The sequence below is a fragment of the Flavivirga aquimarina genome, from assembly GCF_030540835.1.
Taxonomy (GTDB): domain Bacteria; phylum Bacteroidota; class Bacteroidia; order Flavobacteriales; family Flavobacteriaceae; genus Flavivirga; species Flavivirga aquimarina.
On sequence record NZ_JAUOEK010000068.1, the window covers coordinates 51,292 to 71,234 of the forward strand.

Consider the following 19,943-nt stretch of genomic DNA (forward strand, 5'->3'; position numbering starts at 1 on the left):
TCTATTCTTTAATTATCACTTTAGTATGCACTAGACCATTTACTGTAACTTTTACAACATAATAGCCATTTTCTAAATTATCTCCATCAAAAAAATATAATTTTTCGCCTGCTGGTTGCAGATGATTATCTACCACTTTTTTATAAAACCCTCCATGTAAACTATAAATTTCTACAGTAGTATAACCTTCGATAGCCAAATCATATTGGATTAACAAATCACTTTGAAATGGGTTAGGGAAAAGTTTTATAAAATTATTGCTCTGAGTATTTAATAATTCGTTAATGATTTCTTGACTAATTACTTCGCCATTATCTGTAACCACTTCTGTATTAGTTAATACTAATAATAGGGGAGTTCCTTTTTCATTCCAATTCAGTTCTTTACTTTCAACAAATGCAGTTAAATACTCTATGTGATTTAATTTTTTAAGTTCTAAATCTGCTGATAAGACTTTTAAGCTTAAACTATCCACTAAATTGTCTTTGTATAGTTTAGGAATTGATATTGTAAAATCATCAAAATATAAACTTTCATCTTGAAGTATGCCCTCACCAGAATAAGAGTTGTTATTTATGGTAGTTGTATAATTTACAGCATCTGCATTGCTGTTTTTTTCTAGATTTACTGCAATAGGGAATTCACGAACAATATATTCACTTGCAAAATCTAGTTCAACTAATTTTCCTTGCCAGTTACTAGTGATATTATCTATTGAAATTTCAACATTAAAGTCTTCATATTCTGTAGTTAAAACCTCATTAACCTGTTCTGTTTCTTGGTCAATATCAAATTCTTTAAAGTCTCCTAAAATAGTTTCAGGATCATTTTTATGTAGTTCTAAGTGTTCTAATAAACGAGGACTATTATAAATACCCTCATTATTTACTAAAAGTTCGATTGCTTGATCTTTATTAATTGGCATTCCAAATCCAAAATAATTTAATATAGCAAGCCAATGTTTAGCCATTTGATAGTTGCTTTTTTCAAACCATGTTATAGCCTTATCATAATTTTGTTCTACATTACCCATGCCTCTTAGATAATCGTAGCCAATACAATAAGCACTCATATCATCTCCCAGATGGTAACCATTCTCAAACAACTCTAAAGCCTTGTTATAATTTAAATCACAACCATAACCTCTTTCATATAGTTGTCCTAAATGTGCATGAGCTCTTGGGTGACCTTGGTTTACAGCCATAGTTAGATATTGATAAGCCTTGTTATAATCAATCTCTATTTTATCTCTAAAACCTTTTTTAGCATATTTACCAACAATATATTGAGCTTCAACACAACCTTCATCTGCAAATTTGGTAAGCCTTTCAATAGCCTTGATTTCATCTGCAACGACTATAGTGTTTCCTTTAAGTAAGGTGTAAACTTTATCCGTTTTTTCATCACAAGTCATGTAAGCAACTATTTCATCATCTTCTAAATCACACCCATTTTCTTTTTTATATAGTTCTAAAAGTAATTTTCTAGCTTTTTCGCTACCTGCATCTGCAGCTTTTTTAGCAAAATAGCAAGCTTTTTGAGTATCAAAAACCCCATACTTATCTTCAGAATTAGAATATATTTCACTCAATTTTAATTGAGCATCTAAACAGCCACTTTCTGCAAAACGTGTTAAAAATTTAATCCCTCTGGGAATGTTTTGAATATAATAAGAAGATCCAACAATAAATTTTGTTTGAAATGCTGTATCTTCTACGCAGTCGAAATCACCAGATTGAGTGAAGGCTGAAAAGATACTCGTTGTAAATACAAAGAGCATCATGAGCTTATTTTTCATATTTTATTCTGTTTTATTTTTTCTTTGTACTCTTTATTAAATTTGTAATTAAGTGCTTTTACTTTCTGCTTGGCAATTTTCTTATCATAACTATAATAATATTTAGCAACTGTTTCGTTTGTCACTTGATTTTGAATCATTAAATGTAGCTCTTCAAACGGGCTTCCTTTTATTTTGGGATAAGTTTCTCTTACTTTATTGAGTCTTGACTTTACACGAGCATCGATCTCTGGTTTTAGTTGTTTCCAAAAAAGTTTTCGATATTCTTCCTTAGTTAAGTTTTTAGTTAAAAAATACCTGAATGAATCTCTAGTTTGAATCTTTTTATCATCGTTTTCTAAACTGTAAACAGTTGTCTTATTATATTTTTTTAACACCATTATTTCTTCTTGCTTTAATTCATACTCTAAACAAGCTTGGAGAATTTTGTGGGTTTTTTCAATATCAACACCTTGTTCTGCTGCATTTGCTAAAAAGTCCTTAACCCTTGGTATTACATTGATTTCAATTGTAGGTTTTTTAATGATACCTTCAATAATTTCTTTATACTTTTTATCAGCCTTAGTTTTCACTAATTTTACTTTTACGCTTGCCAAAGAACTTTCATGAGCATAATAACGATTCGCTATTACTTCTTCAGTAACATACCTATGTATCCATTGTTGCAATAGCTTACTGCCTTTATTATTGAAATCATCTAAATTATATCTAGTACTAAACTCAACAAATCTTTGACGAGACATTTGGTCAATTTTAGGTTTAAGTTGGTCCCAAAACAACCATTGATATTGATTTTGAGTAAGTACAGAAGTCACATAGTTTTCAAACGCTCGGTACGCATCTGAACTATCTAAGCTATCATCATAAAGTGTATATAAATATTCTGGCTTACTTACGCCTTGCGATTTCTTTGAATTTTCTAATTGTTGATTTAAATCTTCAATTCTATTTGTTATTTCAACGATAAGGCTGTCTTTAATTTTTAAAGATCGGGCCGTTTTAATAAAATCAATCACTTTTGAATCTGATGAATCAAAAATAGTATGTGCCTTTTGTAGGCCTAAACGTTTTATTTTTTCTTCAACCTTAAGAGCTAAACGTTTTTCTAATTGATACTTCTCATATTGAGCTAGTTTCTTATCGTAGTTATAATATACTTCAGCTAAACAAATATCTTTATATAATGGTTCTATAATGGTAAGTAATTCTTTTCTAGTTCTTTCTTCAACCTTGTAGGTTTTAACAACTTCATTCATTTTATGCTTAACTGCCAACTTTGATTTAGCATCAATAATGTCCTTATATAAATTATAAAATTGTTTTTGAGATAAAATATCTGTTAGCTTTTTGCGGTACATATTGAAATTCTCTCTTTTAAGGGTTCCTTTATTTTCTGAAAACAAAAAAAGAGAATCTCTTAGTTTAGCATTGTTTTGTATACGTTTTTGTAGATATAAATAAGTTTCTTTAGCAATTAATAAAGAATCTATTTCTGATTTGGAAATGTTTGCTTGTTGTGCTTTTTTTATAAAAGATGTAGTAGCATCAGAATTTTTTTCTTGTAAAATTTTCTGAATTACATATTGCTTTTCTTTTTCTATTAGCAATAAATCAGATACTTGTCCGTAAAAAGATTGACTTATTATTATAATCAATATAGTTGTTAGGTGTTTTTTTCGAAACAAATTGACTTTTTTATGTTGAACATATGTTTTATACTCTAACTTAGAACACTTTTTTAAAATCGTATTATTGTTTTGAATTTAAAAAATTGCTATAAATCCTTTATTGTTTTCTTTACAAAAAATAGCAACAAAATTGGTTAACCAAATATAAATTATTTTATTTTTTTTTGTTACGGGTTTCCCACATTTCATTTACGGTTTAACCGTAAAACACAGCAATGTCAAGTATTCTCAGCGAGTAAAATAAATTAAAAAATATTTATAGAAAGTGATTTTAACAATGATGATACTAAAAACTAGAGGGCGTAAGATAATTTAAAACCAAATTATCTTACAATTGGTATCATCTATTAAAAAAATACGCTCAAAACGATCAGGATTTTCGGGGGTAAGTCTAAATAAAGTATTTTTAGGTAAGCCACTAAAAGATAAAGAGGTCCCTTTTACTTTTTGTTTAGTAATCATTTTCCATTCGCCTTCCCAATAGTACAAATTAAATAGTTGACCATCAATAAGCTCAACGGTATTAAAATCCCTATAAGGGCCAACCTCTTCATTATCTCTTGAGATACTACATGAAAAACTATTTTTAAAATTCGGCTTAAGAACCGTTTGATTTCCTTTTTTATCTAACCAAATTGGGTATTTTTCATACGCCAAACTAACTCGTTTTCCCCCATTATCAATCATCTCTTTGGTTAGTGCCGGTAAATACACAATATTGCTTCCCATATCGGTGAATTTTGTAATACCATTACTGATTTTACTCCACCATACAGCTCTCCATTTATTTTTATTAAAAACAGTTATATAAGCAACCTTTTGGTCTTTAGTATTAGAAAATTTATAATCAATATTATAGGTATCTACATATTCATCGGTAACATCTATTATATGAGGGTCTTTTAATTTTTTTTCTGGTATTTGATTGACTTTAACGAATTTTCTTAAATTATTTTTAGGATTAGAAAATACTTTTCTAAAAACTTTACCCAATCTCCTATGATTAGCATTATAATTATATGGAAGGTCTAGGCTTCCGTTAAAAGGAATATGATCTCCATTTTTATTAATAATTGTATTCCAATAATGTGAGTTTGAAGAAGCTGCATTATGAGGTGTAAAATCATAGGTAACTGCTAAACCAATGGCTCGTGCATTTAGTAATGCAATACTAGCCAAATCCTCACATTTTCCTTTTTTTCTAAAATGCATTTGGTCAATACTCAAAGCAGGTTGTGGAAGTGTTCTTTTTTTTTGAAATTCAAAATAATCCATTTCTTGCAAAAGACTTGTGCATACAGCTATAGGGTCTTCTTTATCTTCTGAATCATTAATTAGAGAATGATAACGCTCATAATAACGTTGTTTCCAGTTGTTTCCTACTGGTTCAAAAGTATTTCTATAAGGCAAAATATATTCACAAAAAGTATTGAAATCATAACTGCCTTTCCATGGGCTTGATTCCCATGCTTTTATTGAACTATCAACTATTGATATTATAAAAGACGAAGTAACCTTTTCTATATCATAAATTGAGATGAATTTATGTTTTCCACCTGCTTTTATAAAAGATTTTAAATCATTTTCAGCTGAATCAATATTATCGTAATTGAATTCATTAAAGTTATATGGATCACCTTCTTTAGTTGAAAACTCACTAATTAATGATTTGTGTGAATACAAATTTGTTAAAAGAAAATTTGCTGCTTTTAACTTATAAGTATTAGGGTCATCCTTATAATGGCTTTGTACTTCTTTAAGTACATTATTATAATTTTGTAAAACTTCAGTTCTATTTTTTTGTCCAAATGACAAAAATGAAATAAATAACATTAAAAATGTTTGTATTTTTAAAACCATAATTTAAAACAGAATTGATTAGTTTGTGTTAAAAAAAAAATATTTAAACAGTACTTATTTTGTTAATTCAAACAAAAAAACAAATATATACTTCTTTTTATTGTGTTTGATATTAATTACTATTCCCTTAATTGATCTTTTTGTAAAGATTCCAAAAAACGAGTATATATTAGTATCAACTGGTTTATGGGGGTTTTGCTTGGTTATTTTCGAAAAGAAAAACCATATAGCATTTAATGTAATAGACAGGCTCATACTATTATTTGTATGCTATCAAGTAATTCATTTCTCAATGTTCTCTCAAAGCAATATACTAGATGGAGCATTATGGATTAGAGTGTCGTATGCTTGTATTTACTTTTTTTTTAAAATTATGTATTCGGTTTACAAAGAGTCCATTTTTAAGGGGCTAATTTATATATTATATATAAAAGTACTGCTAGAAATGTTACTTGGAGTATCACAATATATTGGTTGGTTAAAGTTGAGTAAAACAATATTTTTTTCAACCGTAGGAACTCATACAAGCCCTAATTATTTCGCATATAGCCTAGTAATAGGGTTACTAATTTCTATCTGGTATACATTTTATAACTACAAAAAATTATCTCTTTTAAAGAAATACATTCTGTTAATTTATATCGCAACTAATATTTTTCTTTTAATTACTACAAAATCTCGGGCTGCACTTATAGGTTTTATAGTATGTCTTTTTATTTTTTTAATAAAAAATAAAACCTTAGCCTTAAATAAACTTAACTTAAGGACAAAATTCTTTAGTATAATTGTGTTTACACTTTGTTGCTTGATAGGAGGAAAAAAGCTATACGATTACAAAAAAGAATCTGCAGATGGCAGATTATTAGTTGCTAAAATCACATTAAATGAAATCAAAAACCAACCCATGTTAGGGTATGGATTATTTTCTTTTGAAAAAGGTTACAATACTGCTAAGGCAGCTTATTTTAAAAACGTTCAAAGAGGGTGGAATGAAATTATGGTGGGTGACTATATTTATGCAGCGATGAATGATTATTTGCAGATTACCTATGAAACCGGTTTTATAGGGTTGTTACTTTTGTTATTGATTTTTACAACTATTTTTTTAAAAAAATCAAATTCGGATTATGCCATACTAGGAATTTTAATTTTTTATTTTATGTTAATTGTAGCACTTTTTTCTTCGGTACATAGGCATAACAATTTAGTAATTTATGGAATAATAGGTTTTATTCTTTCACAACACAAAATTTGTTTTGCTGAAAAAAAGCTTAAGACCAAGCATTATAAACTTTTGGAAACTTTATTTGTATTACTATTCGTAATACTCATTACTATTGGCAGTTTGAGAATATATGCTAAGAAGTTTATAATTACCAACTATAAAAATAAAGAAAATATTTCAGAAATATCTATTGAAAATTGGCGAAAATGGACTTATGTATATTCAAATAATGGACTATCAAAATTTGGGTATGGAAAAATTCTTTATAAATATTATCCAATAAAAGAAGAAGGCTTAAATATTATGAGAGAAAGCTTATCGAAAAACATTAAACCTAAAAACATAAGGCAATTAGCATATTATTACTTAAAAGAAAAAGATTTCTCAAAAGCAGAAGAGCTCTTTGAGTTAAATATATACACACAACCCTTTCGTTTTGAACCTAAAATGGATTTAATTAAATATTACATTAAAACTGGGGGGAAAAAAGATATTTTATGCCAAAAAGCTCAAGAACTTATAGATTTCCCTATAAAAATACCTTCAGAAAAAATTACGAACTACAAAAAAAGCTGTAAAAGAATAATAGAAAAAGAAAACTGTAAAAAAACTTATTAACAGATTAATAATGAGAGATTGTTTGTTTTGAAATAAAAATTTAGTAATCTTATAAAAGTAAATCTTAAGACATGTAAGTTCTATAATTAATTATACTGAATCTATAAAAAGTAAGTGATAAAATAACATACAACTAAACTTATTGATTTACAAAATATTATAAATAACTAAATACTCCACCTTGAGTACAAAAGGCTTTAACAGAGATGTTGAAGCCTTTTTATTTTTTCAGGTACAACAAATCTATAGTTTTTAAGGTGGTTTTTGTTTATCGATAATATTAATCTTTTTTTGATGTCACCTAACAAAAAGAGAATAACCATTTCTTCAATTGCTTGACTTTTTCCAAAGCCTTTAGTAATCCTATGGATAATAATTCTTTTGAGTGTTACTAACAGCTTTCGAAGACCGTTATGTGAAGGATAGCACAATTTCATAGCACTGTCCTATCCTTTTTGATTTGTTGATATTTAAGTCGTGGAAACTATACAAGACGTTTTCAAAAACTTTTTTTCACAAAGCATAGTTTAAGTATAAAGAAAACCTGTTCTTTGATTCCACATTACCTCCAAATAAATCCTGATGTACTGGCAACGTATAATTGACGCCTAAAATAATTTTCTTTAAAATCACTTCTGAACCAATGGTAGCATTTGTAATATTGCCATCTGTATCTTTCAAGGTTTCTCCGTATTGTATTATAGCATCATAAATATCACCCGAAAACCCAATAAAAGGCATGATATTTATTTTTTCTTTTTGAAAAACAGTATAAAAATTCATCGAATAACTGAACTGATTTCCAAACCGATATTCGTTTTTATTCTCGCCCTTGAGATAATAGGACATAAGGGTATTTACACCAAATTTATCCTTTCCATAATTATAACCCATAGAAAAGATGCCGTCAAAACTACCAGTGCCTACTTGAAACCCTGGATTAACATTATCGGCTAATGCTTCTTCAAACTTACCTGTTGGTAGTTTTAAACCAATTCCAAATAGTAAGGAATGTCCTGACACTTCTCGATTCATATTAAAATCGACCGAATCTTTTTGCTTTTTATAGAATTGTAATTTATACCATCCCATAACACTACCATCTCCAATACCGTTTATACTTTCAGTAGTATTATCTATCTTTCTTTCTAAATCTTGGTAGGGAATATTAACGCTCAAAAACACCTTTTCATTAAGAGGAACTTGTGCCCATAATTGATAAGTATTAAAGGTTTCCATACTTGTAAGTGAATTTTCAAAAATCCCATCCTTGGATTCAAAATTTTGATAAATATAGCGCAACCCTATAAAATTAGTATTACTTAACGTGCCAAAGCCAAAACTTCCACTACTTGTAGAACAACTACATAAATCGCACATAAAACTCAGTAACTCATGTTCGCCACATGGCGGGTTATTTACATGAGCTTCAGACCTTAATATCTGAAACAAAAGAAACACTAATAGTACTATTTTTCTATTAAAACTCTGCAAATCTATCATCATTTAAAAATTCGTAATCTGTTAGTGTTTTCAGGAAAGCAATAATACTTTCTTTTTCATAATCTGATAATGTAATTCCCAAAGAACCATCAACTCTTTCAAAGACTGGGTCTACATTACCATTATCGACAAGACCAGAATCGTAAAACTCCAAAACCGCCTCAAGCGTTAAAAATCTTCCATCGTGCATATATGGTTTGGATTTCTCTACGTTTCTTAAACTTGGTACTTTAAATTTATACAAATCGTCAGGGTTTTCAAAAATATTAAAACGGCCTTTATCATTTAACTTCGGGTTTATTGATAACCCATTATTCCTGTAACTCTGATCTGTAAATAAATCTGTTGCGTGACATGAAGTGCATTTAGCTTTAAACGATTCTAAGCCATCCAATTCTTGAGTGGATAAAGTGCCGCCTTCTTCATTTCTAACATACTTATCATATTTAGAGTTTGAAGATATCATCATTATCATAAATTGAGACAGTGCTTTTAACATATTTTCACTATTGATTTCACCATCTTCAAAGGCTTTATCAAATTGCCCTTGATAATAAAGGTCTGCATTTAGTTTTGAAATAACATTGCTTAACGTTTCTCCCATTTCAACTTCACTTGTTATGGGTATCACAGGCTGTAAATCTAGATGTGTTGCTGCTCCATCCCACATAAATTCAGATTGGTAAGCTAAATTCTGAATGGGTTGTGCATTTCTTCTACCTACACCGTCATTTAATCCATGACTTACAGTATGTTCATGGTGGGTAAATGCAAACGCTTGTTCATGGCAAAAGGCACATGGAATGGCGTCATTCGCAGATAATTTTCCTTCGTAAAACAACTGCTTACCTAGTTCAAAACCTGCTTCTGTGACTGGATTATTATCTAGATTATATACTATATCTGGAAAATTAGTGGGTATCTCCACCTCCATAGGAACTGGTACATAAGCAACCTCTTCTGACGACTTTGAGCATGACCATAGTATTAGTCCTATTATAACTAAAATTTCTTTTTTCATGATAAAATATGAAACCTATTGGATGCTAAAACACCCAATAGGTCTTTATAGGGTTAGTCGTTATGCACGTGATGTACAGAGAACATAGTAGCTACGTTAGCAGCTATAACAGGTGTTTCAACAGCATCAACATGTACTTGATCATAGCCATCTGCGAAATTAACAGAAGTTACACTTTCAAAAGCTTTCAGAATATCAGCTTTAATATGAATCTCAGGCGTTTTTTCATTTCTTACTAAAACAGTGTTTGGTAAACTTAAGATTGTTTCCTTATAATTATCTAAAGCTGTTCCAACGCTTCCCATATGAAGATTTAAACCTTCATCTGTTACTGTACTTGTAGAATACGTGCCATCAAATCTTATAAACTTAAAACCTGTAGCCCAACTCCACAACATTCCTTCATTTTCTGCTTCGGTCAAAAAATCACCTTGACCATCGGCGCCTAAAGCAAAACGGTCTTGGTCGATACCGATTCCAAAAGTAACTTCTGTATAGTTTGCGGCATCAATATCTTCTAATGTTACCCATATTTCTCCCGCATTATTCCCATCAGCTTCATTTACTATAAACACATTCTTTTCAGATGGGTACATAAACACATTGCCTTCATCATCTTTAAACCTTATGTTACTAATAATATATTTTAACGTTTCCAATTTGAATGACTCGCCATTAGATTTGTTGTATGAAGTTTGAAAAATAAAATCTTGGTCGCCAACACCATTATCGAATTTAATTACCAAATCTCCTGTTTGACCTGCTAGATCCTCCATATCGTCATCAGATGAGCATGACGATAGTACTGCGCATAGTAGTAGCGCAAATGTAAATTTCATGATTTTCATTTGTTTTATTTTAAAGTAATATAAATACCATCCGTACGTAATATTTAGGATATCGTATTTAACTAGTTTTTATGTTATTTTGAATTTTTGAAAGCTCAAAGGCTCTCATTCGAAGAAAATAATTTATACTAAGGGAGGTCTGAAATGCTTATAGCCAAAAGTGTAAGTATAGATTTGATTATTGGCACTGTTCATTTTTCTATCTTGATGCTCTATAAATTCGATTAAATTGTAAGGAGCATTTTTTTGGTAAAAAACTAAAGAAAAAAATTCTGTAAATAATTGTACGGCTTTATTATCCTCTTGATTTTTTGATTCTATTTGTAATTGTTTCGCTAAATGACATTTACCATTACAAGCTAACTCTACTTTTTCCTTATTAACACAATAAGTATTTATAATATAATCCATGTTAACTTGATAATATACCAAATAACTTAAATTATATATTGGCTTTGCAATAAAAGCGAGCAACAGTAATATGAAGAATACTTTTTTCAATGTCTAAATAATCCAGATGCGAAATTACTAAACTTCAATTATATTTTGTTCTAAAATGGAAGTGAGTTTTGTTAAAATTAAAGTAGAAATAGAATCAAATAGATTAAAGAAACAAAGTGAATAAAAAGGGATTTTGATAGATGAATAATCAACGATTATCTATATGTGAGCTATAACCACATTGTTCAACTAATAATCTTACAAATGAACCAGTTAACAAAATTAATTGACTCATAACTTATAATTGATTTTCATGGAAACTTCCATATATATGACAAAAATAGACCTTTTAAAAACCTCATTAAATTTGGTTCCATTTAGTTTAAATTGTTTATAACCCTGAATTAAATGTTAATATTTTCATAAAAAGAGGTCGATTCTGTGTCAGCAGAATTTCTATCCTTTGAAATGACCTATTAATACTTACAATTTGGAATTTTAGCTAGTTCTGCATTCAGCACAAAAGCTTTAACAAAAATATTGAAGCCTTTTTATTTATTAGAAGACCTCTAAAGAAACCTCGAATAAAACACTTCTAGGAAAAGCCTTGTACTTTGATAAAACTGTCACAAAAAATGGTCGTTTTATAAGGCTAAAAGTCTAACCTTAAATCCCAATCATTATATTGATATAATAAAAAATATTTTGAGTAAATTTAAATCCATTAATAACTCATTTTCTTAGATAACTATTTTGTGTAAAAAACACCTTATATATGTTCTTCTCTTCAGCTTCGGAATGCAAGCGCAAACCGCTATCTCGGGTCGACTTGACTTAAAGGATCAAATTACGAAACAGCATAAAGTATATTTATACAAATTAAACCTTAAAGACCTTAAAAACCCCAAAACAACTAAAGAAGTTGCATGGTCTCCTCTTGGAGCTGACGGGTCATTCTCTTTTAGTAGCAAACTTCTCTCAAATCAGGATACTTTTTACCAACTACATTTAAATCGCTTAGGAATACGAAACGATACTATTGCCAAAAGTAAACCCTTTATTCTTTCAAGTCACGATAGTATTAATTTTAAATCTGGGGTTCAGCTTTTTGCAAAATATAACACCACTAATCTAGCTGATAAGGAATGGAAACGTTTACGAGAGTTTGAACAAAGGCTTCAAAAGGCAGATGACGAGTTTGGGCATAATGATAAAGAAAGAAAATCCTTTTTTAAAGACTCCTTGCATATTTTAATTGTAAAATTGGTAGCTGTTCAGCAGTTAGAAGATAAAAATTTATTAAATCAGGACATTGCCAAAAACCCAGAATACTATTTAACCTTATTGGAAGAGCTTCAGGAAAGCAAACTACCATCCACACAATACCAATTTTTCGAAAAGAAACTGGCTTTTTTGACCAAAGAGGTTGTGGAACACAAATACGCTTGGAGCAAGGCCATAAATATTATTCTAGTAGTAATTGTTTTCGGATTGATTTGTTTTACATTCTTTAAGAGAAAATATGTAGAGACTTTACCTGAACTTAGCAAACAAGAACGTACTATCAAAAAACTAATTCTTGAGGGAAAATCCAATAAGGAGATTGCGAACGAACTTTTTATTAGCCTGAGTACAGTAAAAACACACATCACCAATATTTATAGTAAGCTAAAAGTATCCAACCGACAGGAACTTCTACATAAAATACATAATTAGTACCGGTACTAGTACTTAAATCCTACTCATTTTTCCTTTTTTTCATACCAATAGCTCCGTATTTGCATCTCAAAAGAAACGATGCAAAATCTTATACAATTAAAACAGTTCTTTTCTAGTCCTTCACAGAAATTTGAATTTTGGAATAAATGGTTGGGCTGGGCTGCTTTTTTTATTGCCCTTTTCACCTTTTCAGTTACCGTTGAACCTACGGTAAGTTTTTGGGATTCGGGAGAATATGTTGCCACTTCTGCCAAGTTAGAAATCGCGCATCCTCCAGGAGCACCTTTATTTCAAATGATAGGAGCTTTTTTTGCTCTATTTGCCCTCGAATCTAATAAAATAGCCTTTATGGTAAACTATGTTTCTTGTGTGTCTAGTGCCTTTACCATTCTTTTCATGTTCTGGACAATAACTAATTTAACTCGAAAGCTCAGTTTCAAGGAAAGAAAACTCACAGATGATATGGCCATTGCCGTGTTAGGAAGTGGACTCATCGGATCCTTAACCTATACATTTTCAGATAGTTTTTGGTTCAATGCTGTGGAAACAGAGGTATACTCTATGGCCAGTTTAGTCATGGCATTATTGTTATGGCTAGGATTAAAATGGACAGATAATTTGAATGACCCTCGGAGTGATAAGTGGCTAATTCTCATTGCTTTTGTGATTGGTTTAACATTTGGCGTCCAGTTTATGGGGTTTTTAGCTATTCCTTCAATTGTACTGCTTTATTATTTTAAAAGACACAAGATTATTACGATAAGAAATTTTATTCTAGCCAATATAATTGCAGTGGCCATACTTATGTTAGTTTTTAAGTTTCCTTTAACTTATATGCTTAAGCTTTTTGGATGGGGTGAAGTATTTTTTGTAAATAGCTTTGGACTCCCGTTTAACTCAGGGACTATTATTGTTGGGCTTCTTTTAATATTCACCTTCTTTTTTGCCTTGAGATATACTCATAAGTACCATTATCGAATGGCAAATACATTGGTTCTTTCCATAATGTTTTTATGCTTAGGCTTTTCTTCTTGGCTAGTTTTACCATTAAGGGCTAACGCTCATGTTACGATTAACGAGAATGATCCTTCAGATGCCAGAGCACTTCTTGCTTATTATAACCGGGAACAATACCCAAGCACAGATAGTCCATTTTATGGCGCTTATTACTCTGACAGATTTGCTCCATCTGGAGAGGATAAAGATGATCATCCAAAGTATGAACGAAATAAGGAATTGAGCAGCTACAAAATCGTAAATCTTTATAAAAATGCCTTACAAGGTCCTAATGAAAAACATATTGGAATTTTACCTCGCATGTGGAGTCAAATGAATGCTGAAAATTATATGAAATATTTCGGTGCTTTAGAATTCGACATTAAATCTGAATTTAGGTCGAATAAAGAACTTGTAAGTGCCGTAAATCAACTTCGAAGAAGGTATGCCGACGGTGAGATTGATGAAGCACAATACATAAAATTCTTAAATGAGTTCGGCGACTTTATTGAAGTCAAGCCACCCACTGTCTGGAACAACTTGGAATACATGTTTAAGTTCCAATTTGGGTATATGTATTGGCGTTATTTTATGTGGAATTTTGTTGGAAGACAAGATGATATTCAAGGTCGCTATAACGGCCATGGAAATTGGATAAGCGGAATTAGCTTTATAGATCGTTTACATCATGGTAGTCAGAATAATTTACCAGATGAAGTAACGCATAATAAGAGTAGAAACACCTATTTCTTTTTACCTTTTCTATTAGGTATTATTGGCCTAATCTTTCAGATTTCACGAAACCTCAAACAGTTTTGGGTGCTTTTTGTATTCTTCATCTTTACAGGCATTGCTATCCAGTTTTACACCAACCCTACAATATTTCAACCTCGTGAGCGAGACTATTCTTTGGTGGGTTCTTTTTATATTTTTGCGATTTGGATAGGTCTCGGAGTTTATGGAATGTTTGATGTATTTAAAAAATTGATTCGATCTAAACTATTAGTACCAGCTGTTTTGGTTATTTGTTTTTTGGCTGTTCCCTGTGTTATGGTCTATCAGAATTGGGATGACCATGACAGGTCTAATCGATATACTGCTCGCTCTTCTGCTAAATCCTATCTAGATTCTACTCAAGAAAACTCAGGGGCTATCATGTTTACGATTGGAGACAACGATAATTTTCCTCTTTGGTATATCCAGGAAATTGAAGGTTACCGCACCGATGTTCGAATTCTTGTTACCAGTTATTTCGCAACAGATTGGTATATTGATCAAGCGAAACGAAAATCATACGAAAGCGATCCCATCCCATCACAACTCACACATGATAAGTACAAATACGGTACAAGAGATGCTATTTATTATCAAGGGCTTCCGGGAATAGCCGAAAAACGCTGGAATATTAAAGATTTTATGAATTGGGTAGGAAGTGATAACCCTCAAACAAAATTAAAACATATCTTAAAAAAACAGGGAGCTGACTTAAGCCAATATTCTGAGAGTACCCTGAATCTTGTTTACTATCCTACCAACAAAATTCGCATAGATGTTAACAAACATACTGTATTGCGTAATGGTTTGGTAAAAGAAAAAGACGCTGCGCTTATCGTTGATTATATTGACATCGATCTACCAAAAACGGTATTGACTAAAAATAGAATTATGATGCTAGATGTCATTGCAAATAACAATTGGGAACGCCCTATTTACTTTTCAGGAGGGAGTTATGAAGACGAAGAATTTATCTGGATGAAAGACTACTTGCAACTAGATGGCATTGCTTATAAATTAGTGCCGATAAAAACTGAGTATGAGGGCGGATTATATATGGGAAGGGTAGATGAAGATTTAGGGCATAGTATCGTTAAGAGTTTAGATTGGGGTAATTCCGGTAGTCCCCACATATATCATGACCCACAGACACGGAAACAGGGTGGTCTTATGCTACGCACCGCTTTGGCCAAATTGATAGAAAAATTGATAGAGGAAGACAAAATGGATAAGGCCAAGGAGATAATTGATATAGCTATGACAAACATTCCTGTAGACTATTTTGGTTATTATACTTTTTTGGAGCCCTATGTTGATAGTTACTATCAGGTTGGGGAAACCACTAAGGCCAGAGGTTTATTTCAAAAATTGAAAAAAGTATACCAAGAAAGACTTAACTATTATGCTGGTATTCCGTTAGACGAACAATATAATGGGATAGAAACGATCATGTCGAGCATGGAAGCCTATCGGAGGAATTTAGAAACTATCATTAGACACGATAATAAGGATTTTGCCGAAAAGGAAACTTTATTATTTAATGAGGAAATAATAAAATTTCAACATTTCTACAGCGATAGGGCATTAGAAAAGGATAAATAATAATTTTGCAAATAAGCCAATTAACAAAGTTTACTCATCCAATTTAATTCTGGGGAATTGCAACAGAAACCTTTCCGTTTAAAATATTTCCATCTCTTAAAATCGTATTACAAAAAACCAATGTTATTGTTTCACCATCATTATTAACAAATAATTCAGTCTCGGGAGTAGAGTCATTTCCTATCAATACTTGATTGGTAGATTTTACAAGCTCTCTTTCGATATAAGAAATGTCAAACCAGTAATCAACACCAAAATATTGTCCCGTATTTGGGTACCCATTGTTCAGTTCATTAAAATTGATTTCATAAATATTAGGCCAACTCCCAAACCTAAATCCAACGTTTCCTTCATCACAACATAGAGGTTCGGTAATTTCTAAATTAGCATTCTGCCATGTTCCAGAAATACTTAAATAATTATCTTGTGCATACGTACAAGGAAAATCAGAAGTAGTGAATACCTCCCAATCATCTTTTTCACTAGAACCATTTTTTGTATAGGCAGTGTAGTAATAAGTCGTATTTGGTTCTAAAGAGCCAATATATTGATTAAACGTATATGTACCATTATAATATTCTACATCACCTTGTAGTTCGATTACTTGATCATTACTAGAATCATTTTCGCTTCCAGTCCTAAATATAAAACCCACATTATAAGTATCTGGTTCTTGAAAAACAATATTAGATAGATCAATAAAACCATTTAAAGTTACAGAGTTCTCAGATGTATAAGTTGTATAAGACCTCACTGAGGGAGCCACATAAAGTTGAGTTTCTTGTGAAGTATCATTTTCACTACAAGAATTTAAAATACTTATAATTAATAGAAAAGCAAGTAGTTTTTTCATTTGAGACGGGTTTCTTAGGAGGCAAAAGTAACAAATTCAAATTAGTAACAACTTATCAAAAACGACAATCTATCTCAAACAAAATGCAATTAGTAATTCCGACAAATCTAAAAGTTATACAACAAATAAAACTACGTGCGCTAACCATGGTAATCGTTGCACAAGGCTCTAAAAAATATAGAAATTAACTAAAAAAACTCCTTTTTGAGGAGCTTTATTCAAAGATCATTTTAAAAAGCCTTAAAAAAACAAGGGAAATCTTTAGTAATTGCTAGGACAAAACTTAGCTCTTTTTCATTTTATTTTTTTATTTATTATTTCCAATAAGAATTATATTCTTGGTTTTATTCGAAGTTTATTACATTCGCTTTGCATTTAACTTTTAATATTAATGACCGAGCTTTTACAATATATAATCACGCACACACAATTCCCTGAGGTTTCAGTTAAAAACACCATTCAACTTTTAAATGAAGACTGTACCATTCCTTTTATTTCGAGATATAGAAAAGAGCGCACAGGCAATTTAGACGAGGTTCAAATAGAAACTATTGTAACACATAAAGAACAGTTTGAAGCGCTTGAAAAGCGAAAAAAAGCTATTTTAAAAGCTTTGGACGAACTGGATGTTTTAACTCCCGATTTACAACAAAAAATAGCATCGACTCAGGATTTAACCACACTTGAAGATTTGTATTTGCCGTTTAAGAAAAGTAGAAAAACAAAAGCAGAAAAAGCACGGCAAATGGGACTTGAGCCTCTAGCAAAAATTGTTATGAGCCAGAATGCGAATGATCTGGAATCGATAGCATTTAAATATACTAAAGGCGATGTTACTTCTGTTGAAGAAGCTTTAGAAGGGGCGCGTCATATTATTGCCGAATGGATTAACGAGCGTACTGATGTTAGAAATAATATTCGCTACCAATTAAACCGTTTTGCCATGATTTCCTCGAAAGCAGTAAAGGCAAAAATAGATGATGAAAGTGCTCAAAAATTCAGGGATTATTTTGATTGGGAAGAATCCTTAAGTCGCATACCGTCTCACCGATTACTGGCTATTTTAAGAGCAGAAAAAGAAGGATTTATTAAAGTTAAAATCAATATAGATGATGATAAAGCACTAGCTAAAATAGAAGACAGAATCATTCGCTCAAGAAATGCATGCGCAGAACAAATCGAAATAGCGATTAAAGATGCTTATAAGCGTTTATTATTACCATCTTTAAGCAACGAAGCATTACAAATAGCTAAAGAGAAAGCTGATGATGCAGCCATTTCTGTATTCACAAAAAATTTAAAGCAATTGTTACTAGGGTCTCCACTAGGTGAAAAACGCATTTTGGCTATCGATCCTGGATTTAAATCAGGTTGCAAAATTGTGTGCTTAGATGCCCAGGGACAATTAAAATATAACGAAACTATCTATCCGCACCCGCCAAAAAATGATACGGTTGGTGCAATGAAAAAAATTAGTTCACTTGCCGATGCTTATAAAATTGAAGCTATTGCGATTGGTAATGGTACAGCATCACGAGAAACAGAAGCCCTCATTAGAAAGATTCATTTTAAAAACGAGATTCAGGTTTTTGTAGTGAGTGAAGCTGGAGCTAGTATTTACTCGGCTTCGAAAATTGCCAGAGAAGAGTTTCCTAATTACGATGTCACTGTAAGGGGTGCTGTTTCCATAGGACGACGATTGGCAGATCCTTTAGCAGAATTAGTTAAAATAGATGCCAAATCGATTGGCGTAGGGCAATATCAGCACGATGTCGATCAAACCAAATTAAAAAAGTCTTTAGACAGGGTGGTGTCTAATTGTGTGAATTCGGTAGGTGTTAATATTAATACTGCCAGTAAATCGCTACTAAGTTATGTGTCTGGGATTGGACCTAAACTGGCAGAAAATATTTTTAATTACCGTAATGAACATGGCGTGTTTTCATCAAGAAATGATATTAAAAAAGTACCGCGTTTAGGAGGAAAAGCTTTTGAGCAAGGCGCTGCATTTTTAAGAATAAAAGAATCTAAAATACCTTTAGATGATTCTGCTGTGCATCCCGAAAGTTACCCTCTAGTCACAAAAATGGCTAAAGATTTAGGGAAGGGTATTCAAGATTTAATTGGAAACTCCGAATTGCTTAAAAAAATAGATTTAAAAACCTATTGTACCGAATCGGTTGGATTGCCTACGCTTCAAGATATTGTTAAAGAACTGGAGAAACCGGGTTTAGATATTCGTGAGCAAGCTAAAGTATTTACCTTTAATCAAAATATTAAAACAATCAATGATTTACGTGAAGGTCAGCTCTTACCCGGTATTGTAAATAATATTACCAATTTTGGCTGTTTTGTAGATATCGGAATTAAAGAAAGTGGTTTAATCCATGTGTCTAATCTGGCAGATGCTTATGTATCGGATGTGAGTGAACATGTTCATTTACATCAACAAATTATTGTTAAAGTTTTAGAGATTGATATTCCGAGAAAACGGATTCAATTAAAATTACATAAATAAAAGAGGGTGTTTATTTAAAATAAATCTTGGTATAAGTTTTAAATAATTTGATTTAGGTGATGCTCTAAATGATCTACATAATCTGTCATTAGAAACCTTAAATCGGATATCTCACCATCACTAATCTCAATTTTATAATTAAGGGTTTCCTCTGTTTGTAGCTTTATTACACAGCAAATTCTATTATTGATTGCCTCCCAGAAATTAGCGATTTCTTTTAACGCTGCATGTTGGTAGTCATTCACTTTTACCAAGTCATCTTGCTTATACTGTCTTATTTTATAAGGTTTATTTGCCGTCTGAATTTCGGTAAATCGCTGTAGATTATTTATTCCAGAATCTATAAGATGTCCCAGAATCTCTTTTTTGGACCACTTATTAGGTGATGGTTTTTGAACCCATTCTGTTTCGGAAGATTGCGAGATATATTCTAACCCCTTATTTATTAAACCCTCTAATTTATATACTGTTTTGTTCAT

General features: G+C 31.2%; 13 protein-coding genes. 4 read left to right on the plus strand and 9 right to left on the minus strand.

The genetic code is table 11. From position 1 onward, the window contains the following. Nucleotide 1: 1 nt before the first annotated feature. The 3 genes from Q4Q35_RS05435 to Q4Q35_RS05445 form a co-directional block, all read right to left on the minus strand. Nucleotides 2-1,798, minus strand: a complete 1,797-nt coding sequence (locus Q4Q35_RS05435; RefSeq protein WP_303276931.1) for a T9SS type A sorting domain-containing protein — start codon at nt 1,796-1,798, stop codon at nt 2-4. After that, on the minus strand, nt 1,795-3,453 hold the full coding sequence (locus tag Q4Q35_RS05440) for a hypothetical protein (RefSeq protein ID WP_303276932.1): 1,659 nt from the start codon (nt 3,451-3,453) through the stop codon (nt 1,795-1,797). The genes Q4Q35_RS05435 and Q4Q35_RS05440 overlap by 4 nt, the downstream gene beginning before the upstream one ends. A gap of 345 nt (nt 3,454-3,798) precedes the next feature. Beyond that, the gene (locus Q4Q35_RS05445) at nt 3,799-5,346 is read right to left on the minus strand and encodes a transglutaminase domain-containing protein (RefSeq protein ID WP_303276933.1); all 1,548 of its coding nucleotides are present in this window, start codon (nt 5,344-5,346) and stop codon (nt 3,799-3,801) included. 445 nt (nt 5,347-5,791) lie between these two features. On the opposite strand from Q4Q35_RS05445, the gene Q4Q35_RS05450 reads away from it, so the two are divergent. After that, complete coding sequence (locus Q4Q35_RS05450) at nt 5,792-7,189, plus strand: O-antigen ligase family protein (RefSeq protein ID WP_303276934.1); 1,398 nt, start codon at nt 5,792-5,794, stop codon at nt 7,187-7,189. Nucleotides 7,190-7,702: 513 nt separating this feature from the next. Here the strand turns inward: Q4Q35_RS05450 and Q4Q35_RS05455 are convergent. The 4 genes from Q4Q35_RS05455 to Q4Q35_RS05470 all read right to left on the minus strand — a co-directional run bounded on the left by Q4Q35_RS05455 (nt 7,703) and on the right by Q4Q35_RS05470 (nt 10,972). Beyond that, entirely contained in the window at nt 7,703-8,695 is a 993-nt protein-coding gene (locus Q4Q35_RS05455) for a transporter family protein (RefSeq protein ID WP_303276935.1), read from the minus strand. Next, nucleotides 8,670-9,713, minus strand: coding sequence for a cytochrome-c peroxidase (locus tag Q4Q35_RS05460; protein WP_303276936.1), 1,044 nt, complete (start codon nt 9,711-9,713; stop codon nt 8,670-8,672). The genes Q4Q35_RS05455 and Q4Q35_RS05460 overlap by 26 nt, the downstream gene beginning before the upstream one ends. A 53-nt stretch (nt 9,714-9,766) precedes the next feature. Continuing rightward, nucleotides 9,767-10,552 carry an MbnP family protein gene (locus tag Q4Q35_RS05465; RefSeq protein ID WP_303276937.1) on the minus strand — a complete coding sequence of 262 codons (786 nt, stop codon included), beginning with the start codon at nt 10,550-10,552 and terminating at the stop codon, nt 9,767-9,769. Between the two features lie 132 nt (nt 10,553-10,684). Beyond that, on the minus strand, nt 10,685-10,972 hold the full coding sequence (locus tag Q4Q35_RS05470) for a hypothetical protein (protein ID WP_303276938.1): 288 nt from the start codon (nt 10,970-10,972) through the stop codon (nt 10,685-10,687). 828 nt (nt 10,973-11,800) lie between these two features. Between Q4Q35_RS05470 and Q4Q35_RS05475 the strand changes: the two genes are divergently transcribed. Next, nucleotides 11,801-12,718, plus strand: coding sequence for a response regulator transcription factor (locus Q4Q35_RS05475; protein WP_303276939.1), 918 nt, complete (start codon nt 11,801-11,803; stop codon nt 12,716-12,718). Between the two features lie 81 nt (nt 12,719-12,799). Next, nucleotides 12,800-16,093, plus strand: coding sequence for a DUF2723 domain-containing protein (locus Q4Q35_RS05480; RefSeq protein ID WP_303276940.1), 3,294 nt, complete (start codon nt 12,800-12,802; stop codon nt 16,091-16,093). Between the two features lie 43 nt (nt 16,094-16,136). On the opposite strand, the gene Q4Q35_RS05485 is transcribed toward Q4Q35_RS05480, so the two are convergent. Continuing rightward, nucleotides 16,137-16,946: a hypothetical protein gene (locus Q4Q35_RS05485; RefSeq protein WP_303276941.1), complete on the minus strand. Its 810-nt coding sequence runs from the start codon at nt 16,944-16,946 to the stop codon at nt 16,137-16,139. Between the two features lie 391 nt (nt 16,947-17,337). Here Q4Q35_RS05485 and Q4Q35_RS05490 point away from each other — a divergent pair, with 391 nt between their 5' ends. Next, nucleotides 17,338-19,464, plus strand: coding sequence for a Tex family protein (locus Q4Q35_RS05490; RefSeq protein WP_303276942.1), 2,127 nt, complete (start codon nt 17,338-17,340; stop codon nt 19,462-19,464). Between the two features lie 38 nt (nt 19,465-19,502). Here Q4Q35_RS05490 and Q4Q35_RS05495 read toward each other — a convergent pair whose 3' ends face one another. Further along, a complete protein-coding gene (locus Q4Q35_RS05495; protein ID WP_303276943.1) occupies nt 19,503-19,943 on the minus strand; it encodes a DinB family protein in 441 nt (146 codons plus the stop codon).

What these genes read in the sequence shown, in the direction of transcription:
- Q4Q35_RS05435 (WP_303276931.1), bottom strand. Translation starts at nt 1,798, where the DNA reads ATGAAAAATAAGCTCATGATGCTCTTTGTATTTACAACGAGTATCTTT.
- Q4Q35_RS05445 (WP_303276933.1), bottom strand. Translation starts at nt 5,346, where the DNA reads ATGGTTTTAAAAATACAAACATTTTTAATGTTATTTATTTCATTTTTG.
- Q4Q35_RS05450 (WP_303276934.1), top strand. Translation starts at nt 5,792, where the DNA reads ATGTTACTTGGAGTATCACAATATATTGGTTGGTTAAAGTTGAGTAAA.
- Q4Q35_RS05455 (WP_303276935.1), bottom strand. Translation starts at nt 8,695, where the DNA reads ATGATGATAGATTTGCAGAGTTTTAATAGAAAAATAGTACTATTAGTG.
- Q4Q35_RS05460 (WP_303276936.1), bottom strand. Translation starts at nt 9,713, where the DNA reads ATGAAAAAAGAAATTTTAGTTATAATAGGACTAATACTATGGTCATGC.
- Q4Q35_RS05465 (WP_303276937.1), bottom strand. Translation starts at nt 10,552, where the DNA reads ATGAAATTTACATTTGCGCTACTACTATGCGCAGTACTATCGTCATGC.
- Q4Q35_RS05470 (WP_303276938.1), bottom strand. Translation starts at nt 10,972, where the DNA reads ATGGATTATATTATAAATACTTATTGTGTTAATAAGGAAAAAGTAGAG.
- Q4Q35_RS05475 (WP_303276939.1), top strand. Translation starts at nt 11,801, where the DNA reads ATGCAAGCGCAAACCGCTATCTCGGGTCGACTTGACTTAAAGGATCAA.
- Q4Q35_RS05480 (WP_303276940.1), top strand. Translation starts at nt 12,800, where the DNA reads ATGCAAAATCTTATACAATTAAAACAGTTCTTTTCTAGTCCTTCACAG.
- Q4Q35_RS05485 (WP_303276941.1), bottom strand. Translation starts at nt 16,946, where the DNA reads ATGAAAAAACTACTTGCTTTTCTATTAATTATAAGTATTTTAAATTCT.
- Q4Q35_RS05490 (WP_303276942.1), top strand. Translation starts at nt 17,338, where the DNA reads ATGACCGAGCTTTTACAATATATAATCACGCACACACAATTCCCTGAG.
- Q4Q35_RS05495 (WP_303276943.1), bottom strand. Translation starts at nt 19,943, where the DNA reads ATGAACAAAACAGTATATAAATTAGAGGGTTTAATAAATAAGGGGTTA.